Annotated in this window: 21 protein-coding genes, 2 tRNA genes and 1 pseudogene; 11 read left to right on the top strand and 13 right to left on the bottom strand. The window is 60.2% G+C overall.

Features of this window, described 5'->3' with window-relative positions; genetic code table 11:
* Nucleotides 1-64: 64 nt before the first annotated feature.
* Together RAE19_RS05275 and RAE19_RS05280 are read right to left on the bottom strand one after the other, a co-directional pair.
* Nucleotides 65-976, bottom strand: coding sequence for a PP2C family protein-serine/threonine phosphatase (locus tag RAE19_RS05275; RefSeq protein WP_313873930.1), 912 nt, complete (start codon nt 974-976; stop codon nt 65-67).
* Nucleotides 973-1,986 (bottom strand): serine/threonine protein kinase, encoded by a 1,014-nt coding sequence (locus RAE19_RS05280; protein WP_313873931.1) that lies wholly within the window; start codon nt 1,984-1,986, stop codon nt 973-975. The genes RAE19_RS05275 and RAE19_RS05280 overlap by 4 nt, the downstream gene beginning before the upstream one ends.
* Before the next feature lie 79 nt (nt 1,987-2,065).
* On the opposite strand from RAE19_RS05280, the gene RAE19_RS05285 reads away from it, so the two are divergent.
* From RAE19_RS05285 to RAE19_RS05300, 4 genes are all read left to right on the top strand, one after another.
* Nucleotides 2,066-2,983 (top strand): YicC/YloC family endoribonuclease, encoded by a 918-nt coding sequence (locus tag RAE19_RS05285; protein WP_313873932.1) that lies wholly within the window; start codon nt 2,066-2,068, stop codon nt 2,981-2,983.
* Nucleotides 2,984-3,019: 36 nt separating this feature from the next.
* Nucleotides 3,020-3,640 (top strand): guanylate kinase, encoded by a 621-nt coding sequence (gene gmk, locus RAE19_RS05290; RefSeq protein ID WP_313873933.1) that lies wholly within the window; start codon nt 3,020-3,022, stop codon nt 3,638-3,640.
* Between the two features lie 16 nt (nt 3,641-3,656).
* Nucleotides 3,657-3,860, top strand: a complete 204-nt coding sequence (gene rpoZ / locus RAE19_RS05295; RefSeq protein WP_313873934.1) for a DNA-directed RNA polymerase subunit omega — start codon at nt 3,657-3,659, stop codon at nt 3,858-3,860.
* An 87-nt stretch (nt 3,861-3,947) separates the two neighbouring features.
* Nucleotides 3,948-6,218, top strand: a complete 2,271-nt coding sequence (locus RAE19_RS05300; RefSeq protein WP_313873935.1) for a RelA/SpoT family protein — start codon at nt 3,948-3,950, stop codon at nt 6,216-6,218.
* 32 nt (nt 6,219-6,250) lie between these two features.
* On the opposite strand, the gene greB is transcribed toward RAE19_RS05300, so the two are convergent.
* The 7 genes from greB to RAE19_RS05335 all read right to left on the bottom strand — a co-directional run bounded on the left by greB (nt 6,251) and on the right by RAE19_RS05335 (nt 13,782).
* A complete protein-coding gene (gene greB, locus RAE19_RS05305; protein ID WP_313873936.1) occupies nt 6,251-6,811 on the bottom strand; it encodes a transcription elongation factor GreB in 561 nt (186 codons plus the stop codon).
* Between the two features lie 69 nt (nt 6,812-6,880).
* A tRNA-Arg gene (locus RAE19_RS05310) sits at nt 6,881-6,957 on the bottom strand.
* A gap of 99 nt (nt 6,958-7,056) precedes the next feature.
* Nucleotides 7,057-7,932, bottom strand: coding sequence for a 3-keto-5-aminohexanoate cleavage protein (locus tag RAE19_RS05315; RefSeq protein WP_430962515.1), 876 nt, complete (start codon nt 7,930-7,932; stop codon nt 7,057-7,059).
* A gap of 8 nt (nt 7,933-7,940) precedes the next feature.
* Entirely contained in the window at nt 7,941-9,914 is a 1,974-nt protein-coding gene (locus RAE19_RS05320) for an acetyl/propionyl/methylcrotonyl-CoA carboxylase subunit alpha (RefSeq protein WP_313873937.1), read from the bottom strand.
* A gap of 139 nt (nt 9,915-10,053) precedes the next feature.
* Complete coding sequence (locus RAE19_RS05325) at nt 10,054-10,920, bottom strand: enoyl-CoA hydratase/isomerase family protein (protein ID WP_313873938.1); 867 nt, start codon at nt 10,918-10,920, stop codon at nt 10,054-10,056.
* A gap of 39 nt (nt 10,921-10,959) precedes the next feature.
* A complete protein-coding gene (locus tag RAE19_RS05330) occupies nt 10,960-12,114 on the bottom strand; it encodes an acyl-CoA dehydrogenase family protein (protein WP_313873939.1) in 1,155 nt (384 codons plus the stop codon).
* Nucleotides 12,115-12,159: 45 nt separating this feature from the next.
* A complete protein-coding gene (locus RAE19_RS05335; protein WP_313873940.1) occupies nt 12,160-13,782 on the bottom strand; it encodes an acyl-CoA carboxylase subunit beta in 1,623 nt (540 codons plus the stop codon).
* A 157-nt stretch (nt 13,783-13,939) separates the two neighbouring features.
* Between RAE19_RS05335 and RAE19_RS05340 the strand changes: the two genes are divergently transcribed.
* Together RAE19_RS05340 and RAE19_RS05345 are read left to right on the top strand one after the other, a co-directional pair.
* On the top strand, nt 13,940-14,236 hold the full coding sequence (locus tag RAE19_RS05340) for an SCP2 sterol-binding domain-containing protein (protein ID WP_087494838.1): 297 nt from the start codon (nt 13,940-13,942) through the stop codon (nt 14,234-14,236).
* Between the two features lie 8 nt (nt 14,237-14,244).
* On the top strand, nt 14,245-14,721 hold the full coding sequence (locus RAE19_RS05345) for a MerR family transcriptional regulator (protein WP_313873941.1): 477 nt from the start codon (nt 14,245-14,247) through the stop codon (nt 14,719-14,721).
* 94 nt (nt 14,722-14,815) lie between these two features.
* Here RAE19_RS05345 and RAE19_RS05350 read toward each other — a convergent pair whose 3' ends face one another.
* Nucleotides 14,816-15,202: a translational machinery protein gene (locus tag RAE19_RS05350; protein ID WP_313873942.1), complete on the bottom strand. Its 387-nt coding sequence runs from the start codon at nt 15,200-15,202 to the stop codon at nt 14,816-14,818.
* Between the two features lie 199 nt (nt 15,203-15,401).
* Between RAE19_RS05350 and RAE19_RS05355 the strand changes: the two genes are divergently transcribed.
* On the top strand, nt 15,402-16,046 hold the full coding sequence (locus RAE19_RS05355; RefSeq protein WP_313873943.1) for an SPOR domain-containing protein: 645 nt from the start codon (nt 15,402-15,404) through the stop codon (nt 16,044-16,046).
* A gap of 83 nt (nt 16,047-16,129) precedes the next feature.
* Here the strand turns inward: RAE19_RS05355 and RAE19_RS05360 are convergent.
* Both RAE19_RS05360 and RAE19_RS05365 read right to left on the bottom strand, forming a co-directional pair.
* Nucleotides 16,130-16,206: transfer RNA gene (locus tag RAE19_RS05360), tRNA-Ile, on the bottom strand.
* Nucleotides 16,207-16,270: 64 nt separating this feature from the next.
* On the bottom strand, nt 16,271-17,218 hold the full coding sequence (locus RAE19_RS05365; RefSeq protein ID WP_313873944.1) for a NaeI family type II restriction endonuclease: 948 nt from the start codon (nt 17,216-17,218) through the stop codon (nt 16,271-16,273).
* A 226-nt stretch (nt 17,219-17,444) separates the two neighbouring features.
* On the opposite strand from RAE19_RS05365, the gene RAE19_RS05370 reads away from it, so the two are divergent.
* Nucleotides 17,445-18,416, top strand: coding sequence for a DNA cytosine methyltransferase (locus RAE19_RS05370; RefSeq protein ID WP_313873945.1), 972 nt, complete (start codon nt 17,445-17,447; stop codon nt 18,414-18,416).
* Nucleotides 18,417-18,476: 60 nt separating this feature from the next.
* Here RAE19_RS05370 and hrcA read toward each other — a convergent pair whose 3' ends face one another.
* A complete protein-coding gene (gene hrcA / locus RAE19_RS05375) occupies nt 18,477-19,481 on the bottom strand; it encodes a heat-inducible transcriptional repressor HrcA (protein ID WP_313873946.1) in 1,005 nt (334 codons plus the stop codon).
* Nucleotides 19,482-19,521: 40 nt separating this feature from the next.
* On the opposite strand from hrcA, the gene RAE19_RS05380 reads away from it, so the two are divergent.
* From RAE19_RS05380 to rapZ, 3 genes and pseudogenes are all read left to right on the top strand, one after another.
* The gene (locus tag RAE19_RS05380) at nt 19,522-20,418 is read left to right on the top strand and encodes an NAD kinase (RefSeq protein ID WP_313873947.1); all 897 of its coding nucleotides are present in this window, start codon (nt 19,522-19,524) and stop codon (nt 20,416-20,418) included.
* 20 nt (nt 20,419-20,438) lie between these two features.
* Nucleotides 20,439-22,089, top strand: a pseudogene (recN, locus tag RAE19_RS05385) (DNA repair protein RecN).
* Between the two features lie 5 nt (nt 22,090-22,094).
* Entirely contained in the window at nt 22,095-22,985 is an 891-nt protein-coding gene (gene rapZ, locus RAE19_RS05390) for an RNase adapter RapZ (RefSeq protein ID WP_313873948.1), read from the top strand.
* Nucleotides 22,986-22,995 lie beyond the last annotated feature (10 nt).

The raw sequence follows: 22,995 nt of genomic DNA on the forward strand, positions 1-22,995 counted from the left end.
GCTAGCGCTGCGAACCATGGTGTTCATGGAATGATCCTCAAAAATCCGGCAGAGCCGGAACTACTCAAAGCTTGCGGGCTGCGGAGCGGCGAATCGCTTCATTGATCTCGGAAATCGAGCGCTCAATGGCCTCGTCGTCCAGGTCGTCCACCTCGGAGTCCGCCCACGCTGCCTGCACCGTCGAGGCGAATACGCCGTCATGGATGCTGTCGGTCGAAATCGTCCCGCGGGTGGACTCGAAGCTGTCTGGGGTTTCCCACTCCATGGCGATCAGTGTGACGTTGTCACAGTGCGGACCGCCTTGCAGCATGGCCTGCTCCACCAGATCAGGGGCCGACTCCGCCACCGGCTTTTGCGACATGTGGAACACGATATCGTCGTCTTGCAATGGCCCCCAGAGCCCGTCAGAGCACAGCATCATGCGGTCGCCTTGGTGCAAGGGCACCGGTCCGGTCACATCAAACACCGGGCGGGTAGGAGACCCCAAGCAGGTATAGAGCACATTGCGGTTGAAGTTGACCGGCGCCCCGCTGGGCCGCTCCATGTCCCGCTGCTCTGAATACGAGTGGTCACGCGTGCGGGTCAGCAGCTCACCATGGCGCACAAAATACAAACGCGAGTCACCACAGTGCACCCAGTGCGCCGCTCCACCTTGCACCACGGCCGCTACCAGGGTGGTGCGTGGGGTATCGGGCAAATTGCGTTCGGCTGCGTATCGCAGAATTTGGCGGTGCGCCGCAAGAATGGCTTTGTTGAAAAAGTCGCGCACATCCATCAATTCAGGCTGTGCTTCCTTCTGGTACATCGCAGAAATGACCTGCAATGCCATTTGGGATGCGACCTCCCCCTCAGGGTGCCCTCCCATGCCATCGGCCAACAAAAAAATGCCGGAAGACTTGGTGTAGCAGTACCCCATCCGGTCTTCGTTTTTTTCGCGGCCACCTTTACGGCTGATCTGAAACACAGAAAACTTCATTTCGGCCGAGCCCCTTGCGCATCCGAGGCAGCACCCATTACGGTTTTCTTGGTGTCGGCGACGATGGAGTCAAACTGCATGCGCACTTTTTCGGTGACCGTCAGCTTGGTGTAGCGGCGCTCTCCCTCCCGCGACAGCTCTTTTTGCAAAGCAAAAACGGACTGCGGCCGGGACAACGGATCCAGCGCCATACACCACTCGACAACCTCAATCAGGTTGTCGGAGTAGACGCCCCGCAGGCGCGCCAAGGCGGTGGCGATGCGGTCTTTTTCAATACGCTGGGGCGCTTCATTGGGCGGGTAACCCTGCATACAGGCGTAGATACAAGCCCCGATCGCATAAATGTCGGTCCAGGGCCCCATGGAGGCGTCGCGCCGGTACATTTCGGGCGCAGCAAAACCGGGGGTGTACATCGGGCGGATGAAGTTGCCCTCTTTGCTCAGCACTTCACGGGCCGCACCAAAGTCGATCAGCACCGAGCGGTTGTCGTCGGTGATGAAAATATTGGCGGGCTTGATGTCCAGGTGCAGCATCTTGTGCTGGTGCACGATGCGTAAACCGCGCAGGATCTCATCAAACAAAGAGCGGATGGTGGACTCGCGGAATACCTTGCTTTTTTTCTGGTCGCGCGCGGTCACGATGAAATCCTGCAAGGCCGCGCCTTCCAGGTAATTCATGACCATGTAAACGGTCTCGTTTTCGCGGAAGAAGTTCAACACGCTCACCACCGACGGGTGCGAGATCTGCGCCAGTGAGCGCCCTTCTTCAAAAAAACTCTTCAAGCCTAAGCGGTACAGAGACAGCTTTTCCGCTTGCACCTGCGGTAGCAACTCGCCGGGCGCCCGGGAGGCCAGTGACGAGGGCAGATATTCCTTTACCGCGACTTGCTGGCCCTCAGCATCGAGCGCCAGGTACACCAAGCCGAAACCTCCGGCTGCGACTTTGCGGATGATGCGATATCCGCCGATGATGGTGTCCGGGGGAAGAGGCGCTGGCTTGACCTTTGACATAGGTGCAGTGGGATCACTCGTGATGTGGTGTTGAAACGGGTTATTCTCGGGGCCGTTTCCATCGCCGCGAAAGCCCTTGATGCCAGTTTACAGCATGACCGGCTATGCCAGTGCACAGCACAGCACAGCCCATTCCGCCCCTGAGGGTGAAGCCCGCAACCAACCGGTGACCCAGCTGGGCTTGGAGGTGCGCTCCGTCAACAGCCGCTTTCTTGACCTGACTTTCCGACTCCCTGAGGACCTGCGCCAGTTCGAGCCCGCCCTCCGGGAATTACTGGGCAGCAAGCTCAAGCGCGGCAAGGTCGAAGTGCGGGCCTCTGTGGAGACATCCAGCACCAGCAGCATTCCTGAGGCTACGCCCAAGCTGCTGCAAAAGCTCAATGCTGCCCAAGACAACATCCGCGCGTGGCTGCCCAGTGCCAGCCCCTTAAGCGTGGCCGACGTGATCCGCTTGGCAGCGGCAGAGCAAGGCACGAGCCGCGACTGGAGTGCCGACGTGATGCCCCTGGCCGAGAAAGTGCTGAAGGAATTGCTGAGCGCCCGCCAGCGTGAAGGCGCCCGGCTCGCCACCATGCTGTTGGGCCATATTGCCCAATTGCGCAGCCTTGCCGAGCAGGCGGGTCCACTTGTACCCAAGCTGGTAGAGCAACAACGCACCCGCTTCATGGAGCGCTGGAAAGAGGCAATGGCCCTCACCGAAGGCTCCACACTGCCGGAGACTGCCCAAGACCGCGCTTTGACCGAAGCCACAGCCTTTGCGATCCGCATTGACGTGGCCGAAGAGATCACACGCTTGAACTCGCACCTGGACGAGCTGGAGCGGCTGATTAAAAAGGGCGGCGAGATCGGCAAGCGCCTGGATTTCTTGATCCAGGAACTGCATCGCGAGGCCAACACCATGGGTTCCAAATCTGCGGCCCTGGAGCTGACCCATATCTCGGTGGACATGAAGGTTTTGGTCGAGCAAATGCGGGAGCAAGTCCAGAACATAGAATAAGGCGACTTTAGACACCGCATCACGGAGCCTCAGTCGATGGACTACCCCGGAAATCTTTTTGTTGTTGCAGCCCCCAGCGGCGCCGGCAAGTCAAGCCTGTGCAAGGCGTTGCTGGAGCTGGATTCGCGCCTGCAACCCTCTGTTTCCCACACCACCCGCCCACCGCGTGGTCAAGAAAAACACGGCCGCGAGTACTTTTTTGTGTCGCAGCCAGAGTTTGATGCGATGGTGGAAGCCGATGCGTTTGTCGAGTGGGCGCATGTCCACTCCAACCGCTACGGAACGTCCAAAAAAGCGATCGAAGATCGCATGGCCATGGGCGCTGACGTGATTCTTGAGATCGACTTCCAAGGCGCGATCCAGATCAAAAACGTGTTTGCCAATGCGGTTTGCATCTTCATCCTGCCTCCTAGCTGGGAAGAGTTGCGCTCCCGCTTGGAGCGACGCGGCGAAGACTCGGCAGACATCATCGACATGCGCATGAAAAACGCGCAGTTGGAGGTGGCTCAGGTCGCGAAATTCGACTTCGTTATAATCAATGAACTGTTCGACCGTGCGCTTTTCGATCTGAAAACCATTGTCCACTCCCAGCGACTCAAAATATCAGCCCAGCGCCGCGCTCGGGCCGAGACATTTCAAGCGCTGAACATCCTCTAGCTTTCCGGAGAACTCCATGGCCCGCATCACTGTTGAAGACTGCCTCGCGCAGATTCCTAACCGCTTCCAATTGGTTTTGGCTGCGACTTACCGCGCCCGCATGCTGAGCCAAGGCCATACCGCCAAGATCGAAAGCAAGAACAAGCCCGGCGTGACTGCGCTGCGCGAAATTGCTGCTGGCAAAGTCGGCTTGGAAATGCTCAAAAAAGTCCCGCTCTAAGGACTCGCGCACCCCACTAAAAGCACCGCTTGCGGTGCTTTTTTCGTTTGAGCCACACAAGCTGCGCCGCCGCGCTACATTTACAACATGGGCATCACTCTCCAAACACCTCCAAGTACCGCAGCGGGTGGCAAACCGGCCAAGCCCGGCGCCACCATCGCGGCAGTGAATGCCGCTGCTGCCAGCTTTGCCAGCCTGACTGCCAAGCTCGACTACTTGAGCAGCAGCGATGTGGAGCAAGTGCGCTTGGCCTATCGTTTTGCGGATGAAGCCCACCTGGGCCAACTCCGCAACAACGGCGAGCCTTATATTACCCATCCGATCGCCGTGGCGGCTCAGTGTGCGGAGTGGAAGTTGGACGCGCAGGCCTTGATGGCTGCCCTGCTGCACGATGCACTGGAAGATTGTGGGATCACCAAAATCGAGCTGATCGAGAAGTTTGGCTCACCGGTGGCGGAGCTGGTCGACGGCTTAACCAAGCTCGACAAGCTTCAGTTCAACACCCGGGAAGAAAACCAGGCCGAGTCCTTTCGCAAAATGCTGCTGGCCATGGCCCGCGACGTTCGGGTGATTTTGATCAAACTTGCGGACCGGTCGCACAACATGCGCACACTGTCGGACACGCCGCGCAGCAAGTGGATCCGCATTTCGTCTGAAACACTGGACATCTATGCCCCGATTGCCCACCGCCTGGGCTTGAATCAAACCTACCGCGAGTTACAAGACCTCTCTTTTCAGCACATCTGGCCTTGGCGGTACACCGTACTAGCCAAGGCAGTGTCCAAGGCGCGTAGCCGTCGGCGTGACCTGATCCAGAAAGTGCAAAAAGAAGTGGAAGCAGTCTTCGGCGAAGCCAAGATGCCGATCCGTATCGCCGGACGCGAAAAGACACTTTTCTCCATCTACCAGAAGATGGACAAGAAGCACCTGAGTTTCGCCCAAGTGACCGATATTTATGGTTTCAGGGTATTAGTTCCCAACGTAACCGACTGCTACACCGCACTGGGCCTATTGCACCAACTCTACAAACCGGTACCGGGTAAGTTCAAAGACCATATTGCGATCGCCAAGGTCAACGGCTACCAGTCTCTGCACACCACCCTCGTTGGGCCTGCCGGTATCAATATCGAATTTCAGATGCGCACCGAAGCCATGCATGTGGTGGCAGAGTCCGGCGTCGCTGCTCACTGGCTTTACAAGGTCAACAACCCTGAAGACGGCACCGCCGACCGGCTGGGCACCAAGTGGTTGCAGTCGCTGCTCGATATTCAGGATGAAACACGGGACGCTGCGGAGTTCTGGGACCATGTGAAGGTTGATCTGTTCCCGGACGCGGTATATGTATTCACCCCCAAGAGCCAGATCATGGCCCTGCCGCGCGGCGCCACGGTCGTGGACTTTGCTTACGCGATTCACAGCAACATCGGTGACCGCACCGTCGCAGCGCGCATCAATGGCGAACAGGTGCCTTTGCGCACCGAACTCAAGAATGGCGATGTAGTCGAAGTGGTAACCGCCACTGTATCTACACCTAACCCCGCTTGGCTGGGGTTTGTACGCACCGGTCGGGCACGCTCCAAGATTCGCCACCACCTCAAAACCATGGAGCAAACCGAGTCCGAAAGCTTGGGGGCACGCTTGTTGGCGCAGGCTTTGCGCGCCGAAGGGATCGAGAGCTTTCCAGAAGAAACGGGAGCCAACCAGGCACTGTGGGAAAAGCTGCTGCGCTTTACTGGCAACAAAAACAAACACGAGCTGTTGACCGACATCGGGCTGGGCAAACGTATTGCCAATATTGTGGCCAAACGCATGGTCAACTTGCTCAGCGACGCCGGTGAACGGCCTGATGCGCTACTCCTCACCAGGGAGCGGTTCACAGCCCATGAAACCAACACACTCAGCTCCATCACGCTAGATGGAAGCGAAAACGCATCTGTGCAATTTGCGCCATGTTGCCGCCCGGTGCCGGGCGACTCCATCGTGGGCTATCTAGGCCGCGGCGAAGGCCTCGTAGTTCACATGGGTGATTGCGGTGTTGCCCGCAAATTGCTGGCCAAAGACAGCGAACGATTTATTGGCGTCGACTGGTCCGATGAGCCAGTACGCGCCTTCGAAACCGGCCTGCTGGTCACCGTCAATAACGGCAAAGGGGTGCTCGCGAAAGTGGCTGCCGCTCTGGCATCCGCAGAAGCGGACATCATCCACATCGACATGGGCCAGGATGGCGTGCGCGATGTCGCCGACATGCGCTTTCTGGTGGGTGTGCGCGATACCGCGCACCTCGATGTCGTGCTGCGTAACCTGCGGCGCACCCCGTTTGTGTTGCGTGCCCAACGGGCTACCAACGGGACGGGCTGAGCCTCTAGCCTGCAGCGCTTTTCGTCAAGGCCTCAGGTTGGAAGCGGCGCCGGGTATTGCACCCGCAGCACCTCGATGTCGCACACCCGGTCGGGCATAACCAACTTGAGCTCGTCGCCCTCGCGGGCCTTGAGCAGGGTCCGCGCGATGGGCGAAATCCAGCTCACCTCACCGGCTGCACTGTTGGACTCGTCAATCCCTTTGATCGTGATAGTGCGCTCCACATCTTGATCGTCCACATAGGTCACCGTGGCGCCGAAAAAAATCTGCTCGTTGCCGTGGTGCAGTGAGGGGTCTGTGACCTCCGCAATCTCCAGACGCTTGGTCAGAAAACGGATGCGTCGGTCGATTTCGCGCAGGCGCTTTTTGCCATAGAGGTAATCGCCGTTTTCCGAGCGATCGCCATTGCTGGCAGCCCAGTGCACGATTTCCACAATCTTGGGGCGCTCGTTGTCGATCAGGTCGAGCAACTCGTCGCGCAGTGTGGCGAAGCCTTGGGGGGTGATGTAGTTTTTGCCGCCGACCGGCAGCGCAGGCAGTTGCAGCTCATCGTCGTCTGCACCATCGGACTCTTTGGTAAAAGCCTTGCTCATGGATCCGCCTATTTGGGAATCAGAATAAGAAAAAGGTCTGCAACCTTGCGATTGCAGACCTTTACTTTTTGGTGCGGCTGGCAGGAATCGAACCCACGACCCCTTGGTTCGTAGCCAAGTACTCTATCCAGCTGAGCTACAGCCGCTAAGCTTCGTATTCTAGCATGCTTTTTTTCATGCTATCCGGAAATTCCGGAGAAACTTTTTCAAACGTTCTTTTCAGAAGCATTCGGGATGTACGTATTCTAACCTGTTCGCAGACCCAAAATGGCTCTCGCCTCAGAAGGATTTGCAATTGTTCGTCCTGCACGCTGGGCACACGCTGCCAGCGCCTCGATGAGTACACCATTACCGGCAGCGCGTGCACCATCGGGCAAATAGAAAGTGTCTTCCAGACCGGTGCGCAACATGCCTCCCAAATCCGCAGTCTTCTGGTGTACCGGCCATATCTCGCTGCGACCGATCAGCGTCGTTTGCCACACACTATCGGACGCCATGTACCTCGGCAATAGCGACAACAGTTCTGCGTCACACGGCATGCCCGAAGCCACGCCCATCACCAGGTTGTACTCTGCGCGCCCCATATCGGGCTTGAGCATGCCGTTTTTCAAATACATGGTTACCGACCGGACGATGCCCACATCGAAGCACTCGAACTCGGGGTGGGTGCCGCACTCCTGCATCACATCCAAAAACTGCTGCACCTTGGCCACCGGGTTATCGAACACCATGGGCGGCCAGGCCCAGCTGCCGTCTTCCTTGAGCTTGAGGTAATTCAGGCTACCCGCGTTACAGGCGGCAATCTCGGGCTTGACGCGGCGTATGCAGTTGAGCGGTCCGCTGATGTCTTTGCCCACCACGCCGGTGGTCAGGTTGATGATCACGCCGGGGCAGGCCTCGCGGATGGCGTTCACAATGCTTTCGGCTACATCCGGGTCCCAACTGGGCATGTGCCCCAGGCCGTCTTCCTGCATGCGCATGTGGATGTGCATGATGCTGGCGCCGGCATTGAACGCATCGCGAGCCTCCGCCGCCATCTGGGCGGGCGTTACGGGTACGGGGTGCTGCTTGGGGTTGGTCAACACGCCAGTCAAGGCGCAGGTCAATATGGCTTTGTCCATGGGATTCCTCAGTGTGTTTCAGTGGGGGTCACATCCGACCCAGGGCTCAGCTCCACCAGCACCGCGCCAGCTTCCACCTGATCGCCCGTACGGGTGTGTACCGCCTGCACTTGGCCCGCTTGTTCGGCGCAGAGCCACATCTCCATCTTCATGGCCTCCACGCAGACGAGTTGCTGGCCCTCTCTGACCGCGTCGCCCGGCGCCACCAGCACTTGCGTGACCTTGCCGGCCACAGGCGATAGTGCACGGCTGGCATCTTTCAAAGCATTGGCATCGGGGAAGGCCGACACCTCGCTGAACACATGACTGTAGCCTGCGTGCGCCACATGCCATGCACCCGCAGCGAACACGGCGATGGCGGTCTGAGCCACACCGTCCAGCTCCAGACGCAGAACGGCGTCTTGCCAAGCGATGACGCGGGCCTGTGTTGTCACCCCATCCATCGTGAGGATGGTCCGTCCCTGACCATCGCTGCAGATTCGCACAGAGCGCACCTCTTCACCGCACTGCAACTGCACGCTGTAAGCCGCCACACTGTTGGCCCGCCAGCTGCTGCCTTGCTGCTGCGCCAACGCCAAGGTAGCAACTTGCCAGGCCGCCAAAGAAGGCACCGGCGCTTGCAGCAAAGGCTCACCCTCCTCCAGCCACTGGTCGATCAGCGTGGTGGTCATACGCGCTTCGCGGAAGGCGGGGTGATCCACCAAGTCGCTCAGGAAACGACCGTTGTTCTTCAAACCCAGCAAGGGCGCGTTCGCCAAAGCTGCACGCAGGCGGCGAATGGCATCGCTACGGTCACGCCCGTGCACGATGACTTTGGCCACCATCGGGTCATAGAACGGCGAAACCACACTCCCTTGCTGGATGCCATCGTCAATACGTACGCCGGGCTGCAACGCGCGCTCGGGCTGCCAATAGGCCACGGTGCCGGTCTGCGGCGCAAAGCCGGTGTACGGGTCTTCGACATAGAGGCGTGCCTCAATGGCGTGGCCGCTCAGGTGGATGTCTTCCTGCCGCGCAGGTAAGGGCTCGCCTGCAGCTACTTGCAGCTGCCACTCGACCAGGTCGAAACCGGTGATGCATTCGGTGACCGGATGCTCCACCTGCAGGCGCGTATTCATTTCCAGAAAGTAGTGTTTGAGGTGCTCATCGACGATGAACTCAACCGTGCCCGCTCCGCGGTAGCCCACCGCCAGCGCTGCGGCCACTGCATCGCGCCCCATGGCCTCGCGCATGGCGGGGCTGACCACTGGGGACGGCGCTTCTTCAATCACCTTTTGCCGGCGTCGCTGGGCCGTGCAGTCGCGCTCACCCAAGTAGACCGCATTGCCGTGTGCATCCGCAAACACCTGTATCTCGATGTGACGGCCGTTGTCTATCAAGCGTTCCAACATCAGCGTGCCATCGCCGAATGCGCTGATGGCTTCCCGGCGGGCGCCCTCCAGACCGGGCTGCAGTTCGGTGTCGCTGCGCACCAGCCGCATGCCGCGTCCACCGCCACCGGCCACGGCTTTCACCAGTAATGGGTAACCCAACTTGTAAGCTTCTTGCGTGAGTACTGCGTCGCTCTGGTCCGCTCCCAAATAGCCCGGTGCGCAGGGCACGCCCGCTTGCAACATGCGCTGCTTGGCCAAGGCCTTGTCGCCCATGGCGGTGATGGCGTCCGGCGGCGGGCCGATGAACACCACGCCCGCATCGGCACAGGCCTTAGCGAACGCAGCGTTTTCGCTCAAGAAGCCGTAGCCGGGGTGCAAAGCATCCGCGCCGGTTTTGCGCACGGCTTCCAGAATGGCGTCTACCTTGAGGTAGGACTCGGCGGCCGATGAAGGGCCGATGTGCACGGCCTCATCGGCCAAGGCTACGTGGGGTGCGTCGCGGTCGGCATCGCTGTAGACGGCCACGGTTTGGTAGCCTAGTTTGCGGGCTGTGCGGATGACGCGGCATGCAATTTCGCCGCGGTTGGCGATTAGGATTTTGCTAAACATCATGCGTCCTCCTGCTGTGGCGCCTGCGGGGCAATGCGCTTCGCTCCGTGTCCCCCGCCCGCTTTGCGGGCTCCTCCTTGACCTACGCAAAGCGCATTGCCCCACAGGCTTGGAGTCGCGTTGTTGGTTGACCAAAATTTCATGTCATGGCCCATTTGGGTTTGCGCTTTTGTAGGAATGCGGTCATGCCTTCTAGTCCCTCTGCGCTTTGCGCTGAGTGGGCGAAGACGGCTGCGGCTTGCTCCACCAGATCAGCAGCCGGGTTAAAGCGCGCTTGCTGCATCAAGGCTTTGGTGGCGGCCAAGGCGCCGGGGGCGCAGGCCAATATGTCGGAGAGCACGCGGTTCAGTTTCTGTGGCAAGTCGTCAGCACTGCACAGCTCATGGACCAAGCCCAAGCGATGCGCCGCAGCGGCGTCCAAGCGCCCGCCAGTCACGGCCAAGCGTTTGGCTTGCGAATAGCCCAAGCGCTCGACCAGAAACGGCGCGATCTGTGCAGGCACCACGCCCAGCGACGTCTCGGGCAGGCGGAACGAAGCACTGTCGTCCGCCAGCGCCACGTCGGCCACACAGGCTAGGCCGAAGCCGCCGCCCATGACCGTGCCTTCCAGCACTGCCACCACGGCCAGCGGGGTCTGGGCGTAGGCCACGCACAGGCGGCCGAAGGCGGCGTTCACCTCCGCAATCGGGTCGGGCGCGCCAGCCTCGCGCTGCATGGAGCGCATGCGTGCGCCAGCCATGTCTTTGAGGTCCGCACCCGCGCAGAAGTGCCCGCCTGCGCCGCGCAACACCACCACGCGCACCGCGCCTTCGCTACCTGCAGTGGCCTCTGCCGCCTGCAAAGCTTGCTGCAGCTCGGCCACCATTTGCAGGGACATGGCATTGCGCGCCTCGGGGCGGTTCAAGGTGATGTGCAACACCGCGCCCACCTGCTCTGCACGGATATGCCCGTAGCCTGGCGCAGGCGTATTTGCTCCTTTTTCAGGAGCTGCTTTCGCACTATCCATGGGCGCTAGCGGGCTATTTGACTCAGAAACTTGCATAGCTCAGGCGGCTTTGCCGGGCAAGGTGCCTTCGAGCTTGCAGATGATGCCCAGCATGATTTCGTCGGCCCCGCCGCCAATCGAGATGAGGCGGCTATCACGGTAGGCCTGCGAGATCGGGTTATCGGCGGTGAAGCCCATGCCGCCCCAGTACTGCAGGCAGCTGTCGGTCACCTCGCGGCTCAAGCGGCCCGCCTTGAGCTTGGCCATGGATGCCAGCTTGGTCACATCCTTGCCGCCCACGTATTGCTCCACCGCACGGTAGGTGAGCGCGCGCAGGCACTCCACCTCGGTGCGCAGCTCGGCCAGGCGAAAGTGCACCACCTGGTTGTTGAGGATGGGCTGCCCGAAGGTCTGGCGCTGGCGGGTGTAGGCTATGGTGAGGTTGATCAGGTTGTCCAGCGAGCGCAAGCTGCTGGCCGCACCGTAGAGCCGTTCCTCCTGGAACTGCAGCATCTGCAGCATGAAGCCCATGCCCTCTTGGCCAATCAGGTTGCGCTGCGGCACCCGCACATTGTCAAAAAACAGCTGCGCCGTGTCGCTGCTGTGCATGCCGATCTTTTCGATCTTCTGGCGGGTAATGCCCGGCGCGTCCATGGGCACGATGATGAGCGACTTGTTCTTGTGCACTGCACCCTCGCTGGTGTTGGCCAACAGGCAGCACCAGTCGGCCTGCATGCCGTTGGTGATCCACATCTTGGAGCCGTTGATCACGTAGTCGCCGCCGTCTTTGCGGGCTGTGGTCTTGAGGGCTGCCACATCCGAGCCGCCCGTGACCTCGCTCACGCCGATGCAGCCCACCATGTCGCCCGCAATCGCCGGGGCCAGGTACTGGGTGCGCAACTCATCACTGCCAAAGCGGGCCAACGCTGGAGTGCACATGTCGGTCTGCACGCCGATGGCCATGGGCACACCGCCCACATTGCAGTCGCCCAGCGCCTCGGCCATCACCATGGAGTAGCTGAAGTCCAGCCCCATGCCGCCGAACTCGGTGGGGTACTTGATGCCCAGCAGCCCGAGGTCGCCCATTTTCTTGAACAAGGCACGCGCCGGGAACATGCCCGCCTTCTCCCACTCCGCAGTGAAGGGGTTGATTTCGTTGGCCACAAATTTGCGCACCGTATCGGCAATCTGGGTGTGCTCGGAGGTGAATTTCATGGGGTGTCCTCGGGTCGTTGTAATGAGTGAGTCGGGCAACCGCGCTCAGAGGCGGGCCACACCAAAAGTGTTGGCGTTCAGCTTGCGGTCAGCGGCCTCGGCAGCCAGCGCTAGGCACAGGCCCAGAATGCGGCGGGTGTCGCGCGGGTCGATAATTCCGTCGTCCCACAAGCGGGCGGTACCAAAGAGGGCCGCGCTTTCTTTGTCCAGCCGCAGGCACAGCCCATCAGACATGGCTTTGAGCGCCTCGTCATTCGCCTCCATGCCCATACGCTCCACCTTGGCGCGGTTCACGATGTCCATCACCTTGGCGGCCTGCGCGCCACCCATAACTGCCGTGCGCGCCGTGGGCCAGCTGAAGATGAAGTTCGGGTCAAACCCACGCCCGCACATGCCGTAGTTGCCCGCGCCATACGAGCCGCCCAACACCACGGTGAATTTGGGCACGCGCGCATTGGCTACCGCCTGAATCATCTTGCTGCCGTGCTTGATGGCGCCATTGCGCTCGGCCACCGAGCCCACCATGTAGCCAGTGGTGTTCTGCAAAAACAGCAGCGGTGTGCCGCTCTGGTCACACAGCTGGATGAACTGCGCCGCCTTGGTAGAGCCGGCGGGTTGAATCGGCCCGTTATTGCCCAGAATGCCCACCAGCCGCCCCTCGATGCGGGCGTGGCCGCACATCATCTCGGGGGCATAGCCGGCCTTGAATTCCAGAAAGTCCGAGCTATCCACCAGCCGTGCAATCACCTCGCGCACGTCATAGGGCTCGCGCTCGTCGGCAGGGACGATGCCCATCAGCTCCTGCTCGTCAAACAATGGTGCGGCAAAGCCGGCGCCCTGGGCTGGAGCGTTTGGCGCAGTGTCCCAGTTGATCTTGTCCATCAGCTCGCGGGTCAGGGCGATGGCGTGGGCGTCGTCCTCGGTGAGGTACTCACCCAAGCCGGTCACTTGCGCGTGCGTCTCGGCGCCGCCCAGTTCGTCGTCGGTGCAGTCCTCGCCGATGGCGGCTTTCACCAAGGGGGGGCCGGCCAGGTAGATGCTGCTGCGCCCGCGCACCAGCACCACGTAGTCCGACAGGCCGGGCAGATACGCACCGCCCGCCGTGCTGGAGCCATGCACCACCGAGATTTGCGGAATGCCTGCTGCCGACATGCGCGCCTGGTTGGCAAAGCTGCGCCCGCCCTCCACAAAGATTTCCGACTGGTACATCAGGTTGGCGCCGCCACTCTCCACCAGGTAAATCACCGGCAGCTTGTTTTGCAGGGCCACCTCTTGAGCGCGCAGTGCCTTCTTGAGGCCCATGGGTGCGACCGTGCCGCCTTTGACCGCGCTGTCGTTCACCGAGATCAGGCAGCGCTTGCCCGCCACGGTACCGATGCCGATGATGGAGCCACCGCCTAGCACCGCCTTTTTGCCGTCGTCGTCGTGCATGTTGAGGCCGGCCAAGCGGCTCAGCTCCAAGAACGGCGAGTTGCGGTCCAGCAGGCGGGCCACGCGCTCACGCGGCAGCAGCTGGCCACGCTTCTCAAACTTTTCGCGCTTGCTTTCCGACTCGGCAATCACCATGTCCTGCAAGCGCTGCACCTCGGCCAGCAGGCCCTGCATGCGCTGGGCATTGGCGGCAAAGGCATCGGAGCGCGGGTTGATCTTGGAACGCAGGGCAGGCATAGGTCTGGGCTTTCTGAGTTGCTTGACGCATTAGAGGCCAGGGTGACGTTAACGTCAACCAGTTGCCGTATAGGTGTTTTCACTATGCCTTACGTTATGCTCGGCCACTACCATCCGCCACGGTCCATTCGATTTACCCGACACCGGAGAACACAACATGTCCCTCGAATCCGCAACCCAAGCCATCCGCGCCAAAGTGGGCGACGACAGCGGCCTCAACGCCACCCTGAAGTTCGACATGGGCGCTGACGGCGTCATCGTCATCGACGGTGCCAGCACCCCCAACACCGTGAGCAACACCAACACCGATACCGACTGCACCGTCGGCATCACCCTGGACAACCTGCAAGCCATGCTGGACGGCGACCTGGAGCCCGCCACCGGCTTCATGGCCGGCAAGCTCAAGGTCAGCGGCGACATGGGTGTGGCCATGCGCCTGCAACGCGTGATCTGACCCTGCGCATGGCCAAAAACGCCCCTGTGCCCGACGCCCTGACCGACGCGCAAGCGTTTGTCGACTCCCACCGCGACGAGGGCACCACCGAACTCTTCGGCATCACCGAGCTGTGTCGTGAGTTCGGCATCACCCTGCGGGCGCTGCGCTTTTATGAAGACAAGGGCCTGCTCGCCCCCCGCCGGGTGAACGGCGCCCGCGTCTACACCCGGCGCGACCGGGCACGGCTGGCCCTGATCCTGCGGGCCAAGGCCATCGGCTCGCCGCTCTCAGAAATCAAAACCTATCTCGATTTGTATGGCGACCACGGCGAAGGCCGCGCGCAGCAGCTGCAATACGTGATCACCCGCACCGACAACGAGATCACCGAGCTGGAGAAAAAGCGCGCCCAGATTGACGCGACCCTGGCCGAGCTGCGCGTCATCAACGGCAGCTGCCGTGGCCTGCTGGCCGAGCGGCAGCGCAAACCCAAAAGCAAGACTTAGGGCCCTGCCAGGGCAAAATATGTATCAAATCAGGCGCCAGCCCACGTAGGAAATTCGCCTATTGCTCCTAAAACAGGAGCAAATCACCTGCGCTTCAAGTGAGCATTTGGTCTTTGGCCACAAAGTATTTGCGGGCGTAGGCCACTAGCTGGCTGTCGGTGGGGTGGTCAATCGTCTCTACACCCACCACCTTGTTGCCCACCTGCGGGTCGTGGCTGTGCAGGTGCTTGATGAGTTGCAGCTTGGCCTGTGCCGGGCCCACCACCAAGATTTCTTCAGCGCCTTTGAGCGCCTCAGCAATCGCGTGAAAGTATTGCTTGTCCTCAGATGCCTTGCCCGAGCCCACTACGCCGCTCTTGGCGTGCACCTGCGAATGCGGGTGCTTGGGGCGCACGATGGACGCCTCCACATCGTACGGCGCAATGTGCATGACATGCGCCTCCGAATGATCCAACCAGACAACTGCGTGGTAATGCGACATGGTGTTTCTTTCTAAGTGTTGAACAACACCTCCAGCGTAGGCCGCTGGCAGCCGCAGGTATTGCGCTGGGTCAAGCTGCGCACAGACGGTAGAACCATGCTTTACATACAGTACATTTTGAGGATTGCGCCCGCGAGCCTCGTGCATGCAGCGCAGCAGTCACCCGATGACCCCGTTTTAACGAGAAAGCAGCAGCCCCATGTCTTCTGTGCCCCACTTGCCCTTGGCTCCCCACCCTTTGCGCACCGGCCGCACCCTGTTGGCCGCCGGCCTGATGGCCAGCGCGCTCTCCGGCTGCGCCATCTGGCCCAAGGCATTGACTTGGGGCGGTGCAGATACATCCACTCCCACCGCGGCTGCAGAGCCGCTGACACCGCCGCCTGCACCGCCCATGGTGGCCGAAGAAGCCCCCAAAGCGAACGCCAACCCAGTACCCGCTAGTGCGGCTGAAACAGCCACCATCGAACCGCGCCCTGTTTTGGCGTCCACACCCGTCATGGCACCGCCCGAAGCGGAAGCCCCCAAAGCCACCGGGCGCGCCGCAACCAATGGCAAAGCCAACGCCAAAGACACCGCCAAGTCGGCGCCCGCTAAAGCCGGCAGCAGTGAGTTGGTGCCTGGCTTTTATATCAACGTCGGTTTGTTTGCGGTGCCCAGCAACGGCACCAACGCCTTCCGCACCTTGGAGAAGGCCGAGCTGCCCGTGTTCACCGATGTGGTGAAGAGCAAGAAAGGCGCCCTCACCCGCGTGCGCGTCGGCCCTTATATGAACAAGGCACTGGCCGATGCTGCGGCTGAAAAGATCAAAGGGATGAAGCTGGAAGCGATGGTGTTTCAGCGCTGAGGTGCTGGTGCGCTGATTGCATCAGCGCGGAATGAAAAAAGCCTGTGGGTCGTGAGACGCACAGGCTTTTTGCTTTGTTTGAATGGTAGGGCGTGAGTGACTTGAACACTCGACCAAAGGATTATGAGTCCTCTGCTCTAACCAACTGAGCTAACGCCCCAACCGAACCGCAGATTGTAGCCGCGGCGTTTGAGGGCATTAGGCTACAGACCCTCTTTCGATTTCTAGAGAAGCTCCGGCGCAGTTTGCACTGCATCCTCTGCGACAGCTCTGCGCCAATACGCCCCGTCTATCAGGACGCTTCCAACTTCACCGCTTTTTGCTTTCGAAACTCGAACAGACACAAAATGCCCAATCTGTACCAGAGGAAGTCCCAGTCCGTGTGCAATCTGGCGATGGGGTGCCAAGTGCCCCAAAATAATGATTCCCTCTGATCGCAAATGCTGCCTCGCCCCCCCATTACCCCTCACCCTTTTCAGAAAGTCATCCTGTTGTGCGACGGTTGCAACTGTGTTTCGATCCACGATCTTCCCTTGCGCCAATCGAAATAGTTGGTTTACCCGTTTGGTCCCATTTGGTTGGGCAAAAATACTCTTTACTTCATCTAGTGGCATTTGCAGAAGCAGATTTGGAGCTAGTGGTAGGTGTTGAAGCTTTGTAAGTGGGCCTGTCTGTAATAGTCCAGGGTCAGAAAAGAGCCACGTTATCGCCGACTTACCCTCCTTGTTTAAGGTAGCTTTTTTATCTCTGTTGGCGCCAGCGTTCAAAAACCTCGGTTCCGCTCTAATCAGACCCATATTCCAAAGCGCCTTGGCATCATCTGCCCATACGAGCAGACATAACTTCCCTGCCGCTTCAGGGGGGATCATCCACCCACCAAGGTCCTGAGAATACTTGCAATCAACGTCGATGCCTGCTATCTCATAGTCCAAATCCGCACCATCTTTGAATTGAAATTCGCGGTGAAGATTTATTTCAATCAGTGTTCCACAGTGCGTTTTCTCCGTTTTATGAAGCTGATCTAGCCTGTAACGGCCGGTTCTTTGACCGTCGTAAAGTTGGTTAAAGGTTTCTCTTATGACCTTCGCAACTCTTTCACCCTTTGGATCAAGCTCTTTTAGTTGGGCTATGACCGCCGAGAGTTCCTTGTCTGACAATATTGAGTACGCCATGGGATCTCCAATAGGTTTCATTTGGCACACCGCCAAACCAAAACTCATTGTTGCCGACGTCTAATCAGCCAAATCGAAATAGCCCATCGTTGTGCACCTACCCAGCCGCTTTCGATTGCAAAACGCTATGCAGAAAACCCATGTACTGTTAAAATATACAGTCATTCAATCAATAACCTCGAGCATTAGCCAATCGCCGACAAGACAAGCAAACTAAGGTGAACAAATGAACTCAATCGAAATATGCGCAGGTGGCGGTGGACAGGCATTGGGCTTGGAACAGGCTGGTTTTGATCATCTGGACTTGGTGGAGTTTGAGGCGCCTGCATGCGCGACATTGCGACTGAACCGACCCGCTTGGCGAGTTATTGAAGGCGATGTCCGTGACTACAGTGCCAAGAACTTAAAAGGCGTCGAGTTATTAGCGGGTGGCGTCCCATGCCCGCCGTTTTCTCACGCCGGGAAACAACTTGGGGCAGACGATGAACGAGACATGTTCCCAGAGGCCCTTCGCCTCGTGGAGGAAGCCTCTCCACTCGCCGTTATGCTGGAAAACGTACGTGGGTTGCTGGACCCACGTTTTGATGCCTATCGAGCAAATGTTATGTCTACCCTTGAAAAGCTAGGCTACAAGGCTGAATGGAAGCTTCTGCATGCCAGTCACTTTGGGGTACCACAATTGCGTCCACGCTCCATTTTGGTAGCGCTCAAGAATGATTTATTTCCCTTTTATCAATGGCCCTGCGAAATGCAAACGCCTCCAGTAACCGTAGGAGACTCGCTAGTAGATTTGATGGCGAGCAACGGCTGGCAAGGGGCAGAATCTTGGAGAGTGAAAGCGCAAGGCATAGGTCCGACTCTCGTCGGTGGATCCAAAAAGCACGGCGGGCCGGATTTAGGACCTACGAGAGCAAGAAAGGCTTGGGAAGCGCTCGGCGTAGATGGGCGAGGCCTCGCAAATGAGGCACCTCCGGTGGATTTCGACGGACTCCCAAAGTTGACGGTACGCATGGCAGCACGAATCCAGGGTTTCCCTGATTCTTGGCAATTGGCTGGCAAGAAAACCGCCTCGTATAGGCAAATTGGGAATGCCTTTCCACCGCCAGTGGCAAAAGCAGTCGGTGAAAAGATTAAAGAAGCGATCGAAAAAGCGTCCCGCAAGAGAACGCTCAAAAAACGATTAGTAGCGATCGCTTAAAGGCGAGCCTTCTGTAACGCAACAACCTTTGCATCTAAAAGCCCCGAATCTCACAGGGGCCTATTTGTGATGGCTCAGGGCGTTGCTCACCAGCTTGGAGGTGATGTCCACGATCTGGATCATGCGGTCATACGCCATGCGGGTGGGGCCGATCACGCCCAGCGTGCCGACCACTTTGCCGTCCACCTCGTAGGGGCTGCTGACGATGGACAGGTCTTCAAACGGCACCACCTGGCTCTCGCCGCCTATGAAGATGCGCACGCCTTCGGCTTGGCCGGTCACGTCCAGCAGGCGCATGAGCTGGGCTTTTTGCTCAAACAGCTCAAACGCGCGGCGCAGGTGGCCCATGTCGCTCGAAAAGTCTGACACTGACAGCAGGTTGCGCTCGCCGGAGATCACCACTTCGTCTTGCGTCTCTGAAATCACTTCCGAGCTGGCGTTCACCGCCGCCTGCATGAGAGTGGCAATCTCGCCGCGCAGGCTTTCTACCTCGCCTTGCAGGCGCTGGCGCACTTGCTCGATCTCCAGCCCCATATAGCTGCTGTTCAAAAAGTTGGCCGCCTCGGCGAGCTGGCTTTGGGTGTAGTCCACCTCGGTGAAGATGACGCGGTTTTGCACATCGCCATCGGGCGCCACGATGATGACCAGCAGCCGCCGCTCCGAGAGGCGCAAAAACTCAATATGCCGGAAGGCGGATGTGCGGCGCGGCGCAATCACCACCCCCACAAACTGCGACAAGTTGGAGAGCAGATTCGCCGCGTTGCTGATGACTTTTTGCGGCTGGTCGGGCGCCAAGCTGTGCGTAGCCATGTGGCCCTGCTGCACGGTGAGCATGGTGTCCACAAACAGGCGGTAGCCGCGGGCGGTGGGAATGCGCCCTGCCGAGGTGTGGGGGCTGACGATGAGGCCCAGGTCCTCCAGGTCCGACATGACGTTGCGGATGGTGGCGGGCGAGAGGTCGAGGCCGGACTCTTTGGAGAGCGTGCGGCTGCCGACGGGCTGTCCATCGGCGATATAGCGCTCTACGAGCGCCTTCATCAACATCTTGGAACGTTCATCGAGCATGCCGGTCATTTTAGTAACCTATTTAGTGTCTAATTTGCGCATGTTGTCTCTATTTAGGCATGTCGCTCTGATCGGCAAGTACCAAACCACCGGCACCAGCGCTGCGGGGGCCTCGTCCCGCAAATCGCTGGACGAGATTGCCCATTATTTGATGGACCAGGGCTGCGAGGTGGTGATCGAAGCCGACACCGCCGCCAACACGGGCTTAAGCAACTACACCACCATGGATGTGGACGGCATTGGCACCCACTGCGACCTGGCCCTGGTGGTGGGTGGCGACGGCACCATGCTGGGCATAGGCCGCCAGCTGGCGCGCTACCAGGTGCCGCTGATCGGCATCAACTCCGGGCGGCTGGGGTTTATCACCGATATCCGCTTCGAACAGTACAAAACCACACTGGCCCCCATGCTGGCCGGCCACTACGAGGTGGACGACCGCGCCCTGATGCGCGCCCGCGTCATGCGCGACGGCCACTGTGTGTTTGAGGCCGAGGCCATGAACGACGTGGTGGTGAACCGCGGCGCCACCTCGGGCATGGTGGAGCTGCGGGTGGAGGTGGACGGGCACTTTGTGGCCAACCAGCGGGCGGATGGGCTGATCATCGCCTCGCCCACGGGCTCTACCGCCTACGCCATGTCGGCCGGCGGGCCGCTGCTGCACCCCTCGATCGCCGCTTGGGTGATGGTGCCGATTGCGCCGCATACATTGTCAAATAGGCCGATAGCGCTCGCCGACAGTGCGCGGATAGCTATAGAAATAGTAGCAGGGCGCGATGCCAGCGCCAACTTTGACATGCAGAGCCTGGCCAGCCTGATGCACGGCGACCGCATTGAGGTGACCCGCTCGCAGCACAAGGTGCGCTTTTTGCACCCCAAGGGCTGGACTTACTTTGACACCCTGCGCCAGAAAATGCATTGGAATGAAGGGGTGGCGTAAGCACCACCCCTATTGAAAACATGGCACTCAAGCGAATTGTTCTCAAAGACTTTGTGATCGTCAGCGAGCTGGAGCTGGACCTCGAATCCGGCTTTTCGGTGCTGACAGGCGAAACCGGCGCGGGCAAATCCATCCTGATTGACGCGCTGCAACTGGTCACCGGCGCGCGCGCCGACACCGGCGTGATCCGCGAAGGCGCGGCCCGCACCGATGTGAGCGCCGAGTTTGACAACGCACCGGGCCTGCAAGCCGTGCTGGACGACGCCGGTTTCGAAGCTGGCGACACCCTGCTGCTGCGCCGTACGGTAGACACGCAAGGCAAAAGCCGCGCTTGGGTGAATGGCAGCCCCGCCACCGCCCAGCAGCTGCGCACCATCGGCGAGCAGCTGCTGGACATTCATGGCCAGCACGCCTGGCAAAGCCTGACCCGGCCCGAGGCCGTGCGCGGCCTGCTGGATGCGTATGCCAAGGTGGACACCAGCGCCTTGAGCAGCCTCTGGGCCACCTGGCGCCAGACCCAACAAGCCCTCACCCAAGCCCAAGCCGCGCAAGACAGCCTGCAGCGCGAGCGCGAGCGCCTGGCCTGGCAGATTGGCGAGGTGGACAAGCTCAACCCCGGCACCGACGAGTGGCCCGAGCTCAACGCCAGCCACAGCCGCCTGGCCAATGGGCAGGCGCTGATTGACGCGGCCCAAGGCGCCGTCAACCTGCTGGAAGACGACGAAACTAATGCGCTGGCCCCGTTGCACGCCGCGCTGCAACTGCTGCAAGCCCAGTCGCACCTGGAAGCCGAGTTCAAAGATGCCATTGAAGCCCTCAACTCCAGCGTCGCGCAGATAGAAGACACGGTGCACAGCCTGCGCTCTTACGCCCGCCGCGCCGAGCTGGACCCCGAGCGCCTGGCCGAGCTGGACGAACGCATGTCCCTCTGGGTGAGCCTGGCGCGCCGCTACAAGCGTCCGCCCGAAGAGCTGGCTGAGGTGTGGGCGAGCTGGAAAACCGAGCTGGCCCAGCTGGATGCCGCTGCCGACCTGGATGGCCTGCAAGCCAAAGAGCGCAAAGCCCAGGCCGCCTTCATGGCGGAAGCCAAAGCCCTGTCCAAACAACGCGCGAAAGCCGCGCCCCTGCTGGCCCAAAGCATCACCCAAGCCATGCAAGGGCTGGGCATGCAAGGTGGCCGGTTTGAGGTAGCGCTGGAGCCACTGGCCCAACCCCAAGCCAGCGGCCTGGAAGACGTGCAGTTTCTGGCCGCCGGCCATGCCTGGCAGCACACCGCGCCCGGTGGGCAAGGTAGCTTCGGGCGGAGAGTTGTCGCGCATGGCGCTGGCCATTGCGGTGACCACCAGCCGCTTGGGCACGGCCCAGACATTGATTTTTGACGAGGTGGATTCCGGGGTGGGCGGCGCAGTGGCCGAGACCGTCGGCCGCCTCATGCAGCAGCTGGGCAGCGACCGCCAGGTGCTGGCCGTGACCCACCTGCCCCAGGTAGCCGCCTGCGCGCACCACCATTTGGTGGTGTCCAAGCAGCTGCAAGGCAAAGCCACCCTGAGCACCGTGGCCCCCGTGGGCGGCGAGCAGCGCGTGGCCGAAATTGCCCGCATGTTGGGTGGGGAGAAGCTTTCGGGCACTACGCTGGCACACGCGAAAGAAATGTTGCAGTCAGGCCTATAAAAAAAATGAGCTCTCTACATACGTCGATGGAAATTGTGCTGATCACCGGCATGTCGGGTTCCGGCAAATCGGTGGCGCTTCACGCCTTGGAAGACGCAGGCTTTTACTGCGTCGACAACCTGCCGCCCGAGCTGCTGCTGCCCTTTGTGGAGCTGGAACGCCAGCACGACGCACAGCGCATCGCCATTGCGATGGATGTGCGCAGCGCGGTCTCACTGCCTTTGGTGCCCCAGCAGCTGGCTGCGGTGCGGGCGCTGGGCGTGGTGGTTAAGCCTTTGTTTTTGGACTCGACCACCGACACGCTGGTGCGCCGCTACTCTGAGACCCGGCGCAAGCACCCTTTGTCACAGGGCAGCTCCGACCATGGCGAGCGCGATGAACGCCGCGCGCTGGTCGATGCGATTGAGCTGGAGCGCGAGCTGCTGGCCGACCTGCGCGAGCAGGCCCATGTGATTGACTCCAGCATCATTCGCCCCTCGCAGCTGCAGAGCTACGTCAAAGCGCTGATCGCTTCGCCCGGCGGGCAACTCACGCTGGTGTTTGAATCGTTTGCCTTCAAACGGGGCGTGCCCACCGATGCGGACTACGTGTTCGATGTGCGCATGCTGCCCAACCCGCACTACAACCCCGAGCTCAAGCACCTGACCGGGCGGGACCAGCCGGTGATGGATTTCCTGATGGCCGAAGATGCCGTGGCGCTCATGCAGCACCACATTGCCCACTTTCTGGAAAGCTGGCTCGATGCTTTGGCGAGCGACCACCGCAGCTATGTCACCGTGGCCATCGGTTGCACGGGCGGCCAACACCGCTCGGTGTTTTTGGTGGAGCAACTCGCCAAGCGCTTCAGTGGAGAGTGGATCACGCTCAAACGCCACCGCGAGATGGACGCGAGGTAGGCGGTAGGCT

It is taken from the genome of Rhodoferax potami, from assembly GCF_032193805.1.
Taxonomy (GTDB): domain Bacteria; phylum Pseudomonadota; class Gammaproteobacteria; order Burkholderiales; family Burkholderiaceae_C; genus Allorhodoferax; species Allorhodoferax potami_A.

Coding starts and splice junctions, on each gene's coding strand:
- RAE19_RS05320 (WP_313873937.1), bottom strand. CDS start 9,914: ATGTTTAGCAAAATCCTAATCGCCAACCGCGGCGAAATTGCATGCCGC.
- RAE19_RS05280 (WP_313873931.1), bottom strand. CDS start 1,986: ATGTCAAAGGTCAAGCCAGCGCCTCTTCCCCCGGACACCATCATCGGC.
- RAE19_RS05275 (WP_313873930.1), bottom strand. CDS start 976: ATGAAGTTTTCTGTGTTTCAGATCAGCCGTAAAGGTGGCCGCGAAAAA.
- RAE19_RS05355 (WP_313873943.1), top strand. CDS start 15,402: ATGTCTTCTGTGCCCCACTTGCCCTTGGCTCCCCACCCTTTGCGCACC.
- rapZ (WP_313873948.1), top strand. CDS start 22,095: ATGAGCTCTCTACATACGTCGATGGAAATTGTGCTGATCACCGGCATG.
- RAE19_RS05370 (WP_313873945.1), top strand. CDS start 17,445: ATGAACTCAATCGAAATATGCGCAGGTGGCGGTGGACAGGCATTGGGC.
- RAE19_RS05285 (WP_313873932.1), top strand. CDS start 2,066: ATGCCAGTTTACAGCATGACCGGCTATGCCAGTGCACAGCACAGCACA.
- RAE19_RS05335 (WP_313873940.1), bottom strand. CDS start 13,782: ATGCCTGCCCTGCGTTCCAAGATCAACCCGCGCTCCGATGCCTTTGCC.
- RAE19_RS05365 (WP_313873944.1), bottom strand. CDS start 17,218: ATGGCGTACTCAATATTGTCAGACAAGGAACTCTCGGCGGTCATAGCC.
- RAE19_RS05350 (WP_313873942.1), bottom strand. CDS start 15,202: ATGTCGCATTACCACGCAGTTGTCTGGTTGGATCATTCGGAGGCGCAT.
- RAE19_RS05345 (WP_313873941.1), top strand. CDS start 14,245: ATGGCCAAAAACGCCCCTGTGCCCGACGCCCTGACCGACGCGCAAGCG.
- RAE19_RS05340 (WP_087494838.1), top strand. CDS start 13,940: ATGTCCCTCGAATCCGCAACCCAAGCCATCCGCGCCAAAGTGGGCGAC.
- gmk (WP_313873933.1), top strand. CDS start 3,020: ATGGACTACCCCGGAAATCTTTTTGTTGTTGCAGCCCCCAGCGGCGCC.
- RAE19_RS05300 (WP_313873935.1), top strand. CDS start 3,948: ATGGGCATCACTCTCCAAACACCTCCAAGTACCGCAGCGGGTGGCAAA.
- hrcA (WP_313873946.1), bottom strand. CDS start 19,481: ATGCTCGATGAACGTTCCAAGATGTTGATGAAGGCGCTCGTAGAGCGC.
- RAE19_RS05325 (WP_313873938.1), bottom strand. CDS start 10,920: ATGGATAGTGCGAAAGCAGCTCCTGAAAAAGGAGCAAATACGCCTGCG.
- greB (WP_313873936.1), bottom strand. CDS start 6,811: ATGAGCAAGGCTTTTACCAAAGAGTCCGATGGTGCAGACGACGATGAG.
- RAE19_RS05315 (WP_430962515.1), bottom strand. CDS start 7,932: ATGGACAAAGCCATATTGACCTGCGCCTTGACTGGCGTGTTGACCAAC.
- RAE19_RS05330 (WP_313873939.1), bottom strand. CDS start 12,114: ATGAAATTCACCTCCGAGCACACCCAGATTGCCGATACGGTGCGCAAA.
- rpoZ (WP_313873934.1), top strand. CDS start 3,657: ATGGCCCGCATCACTGTTGAAGACTGCCTCGCGCAGATTCCTAACCGC.
- RAE19_RS05380 (WP_313873947.1), top strand. CDS start 19,522: ATGTTGTCTCTATTTAGGCATGTCGCTCTGATCGGCAAGTACCAAACC.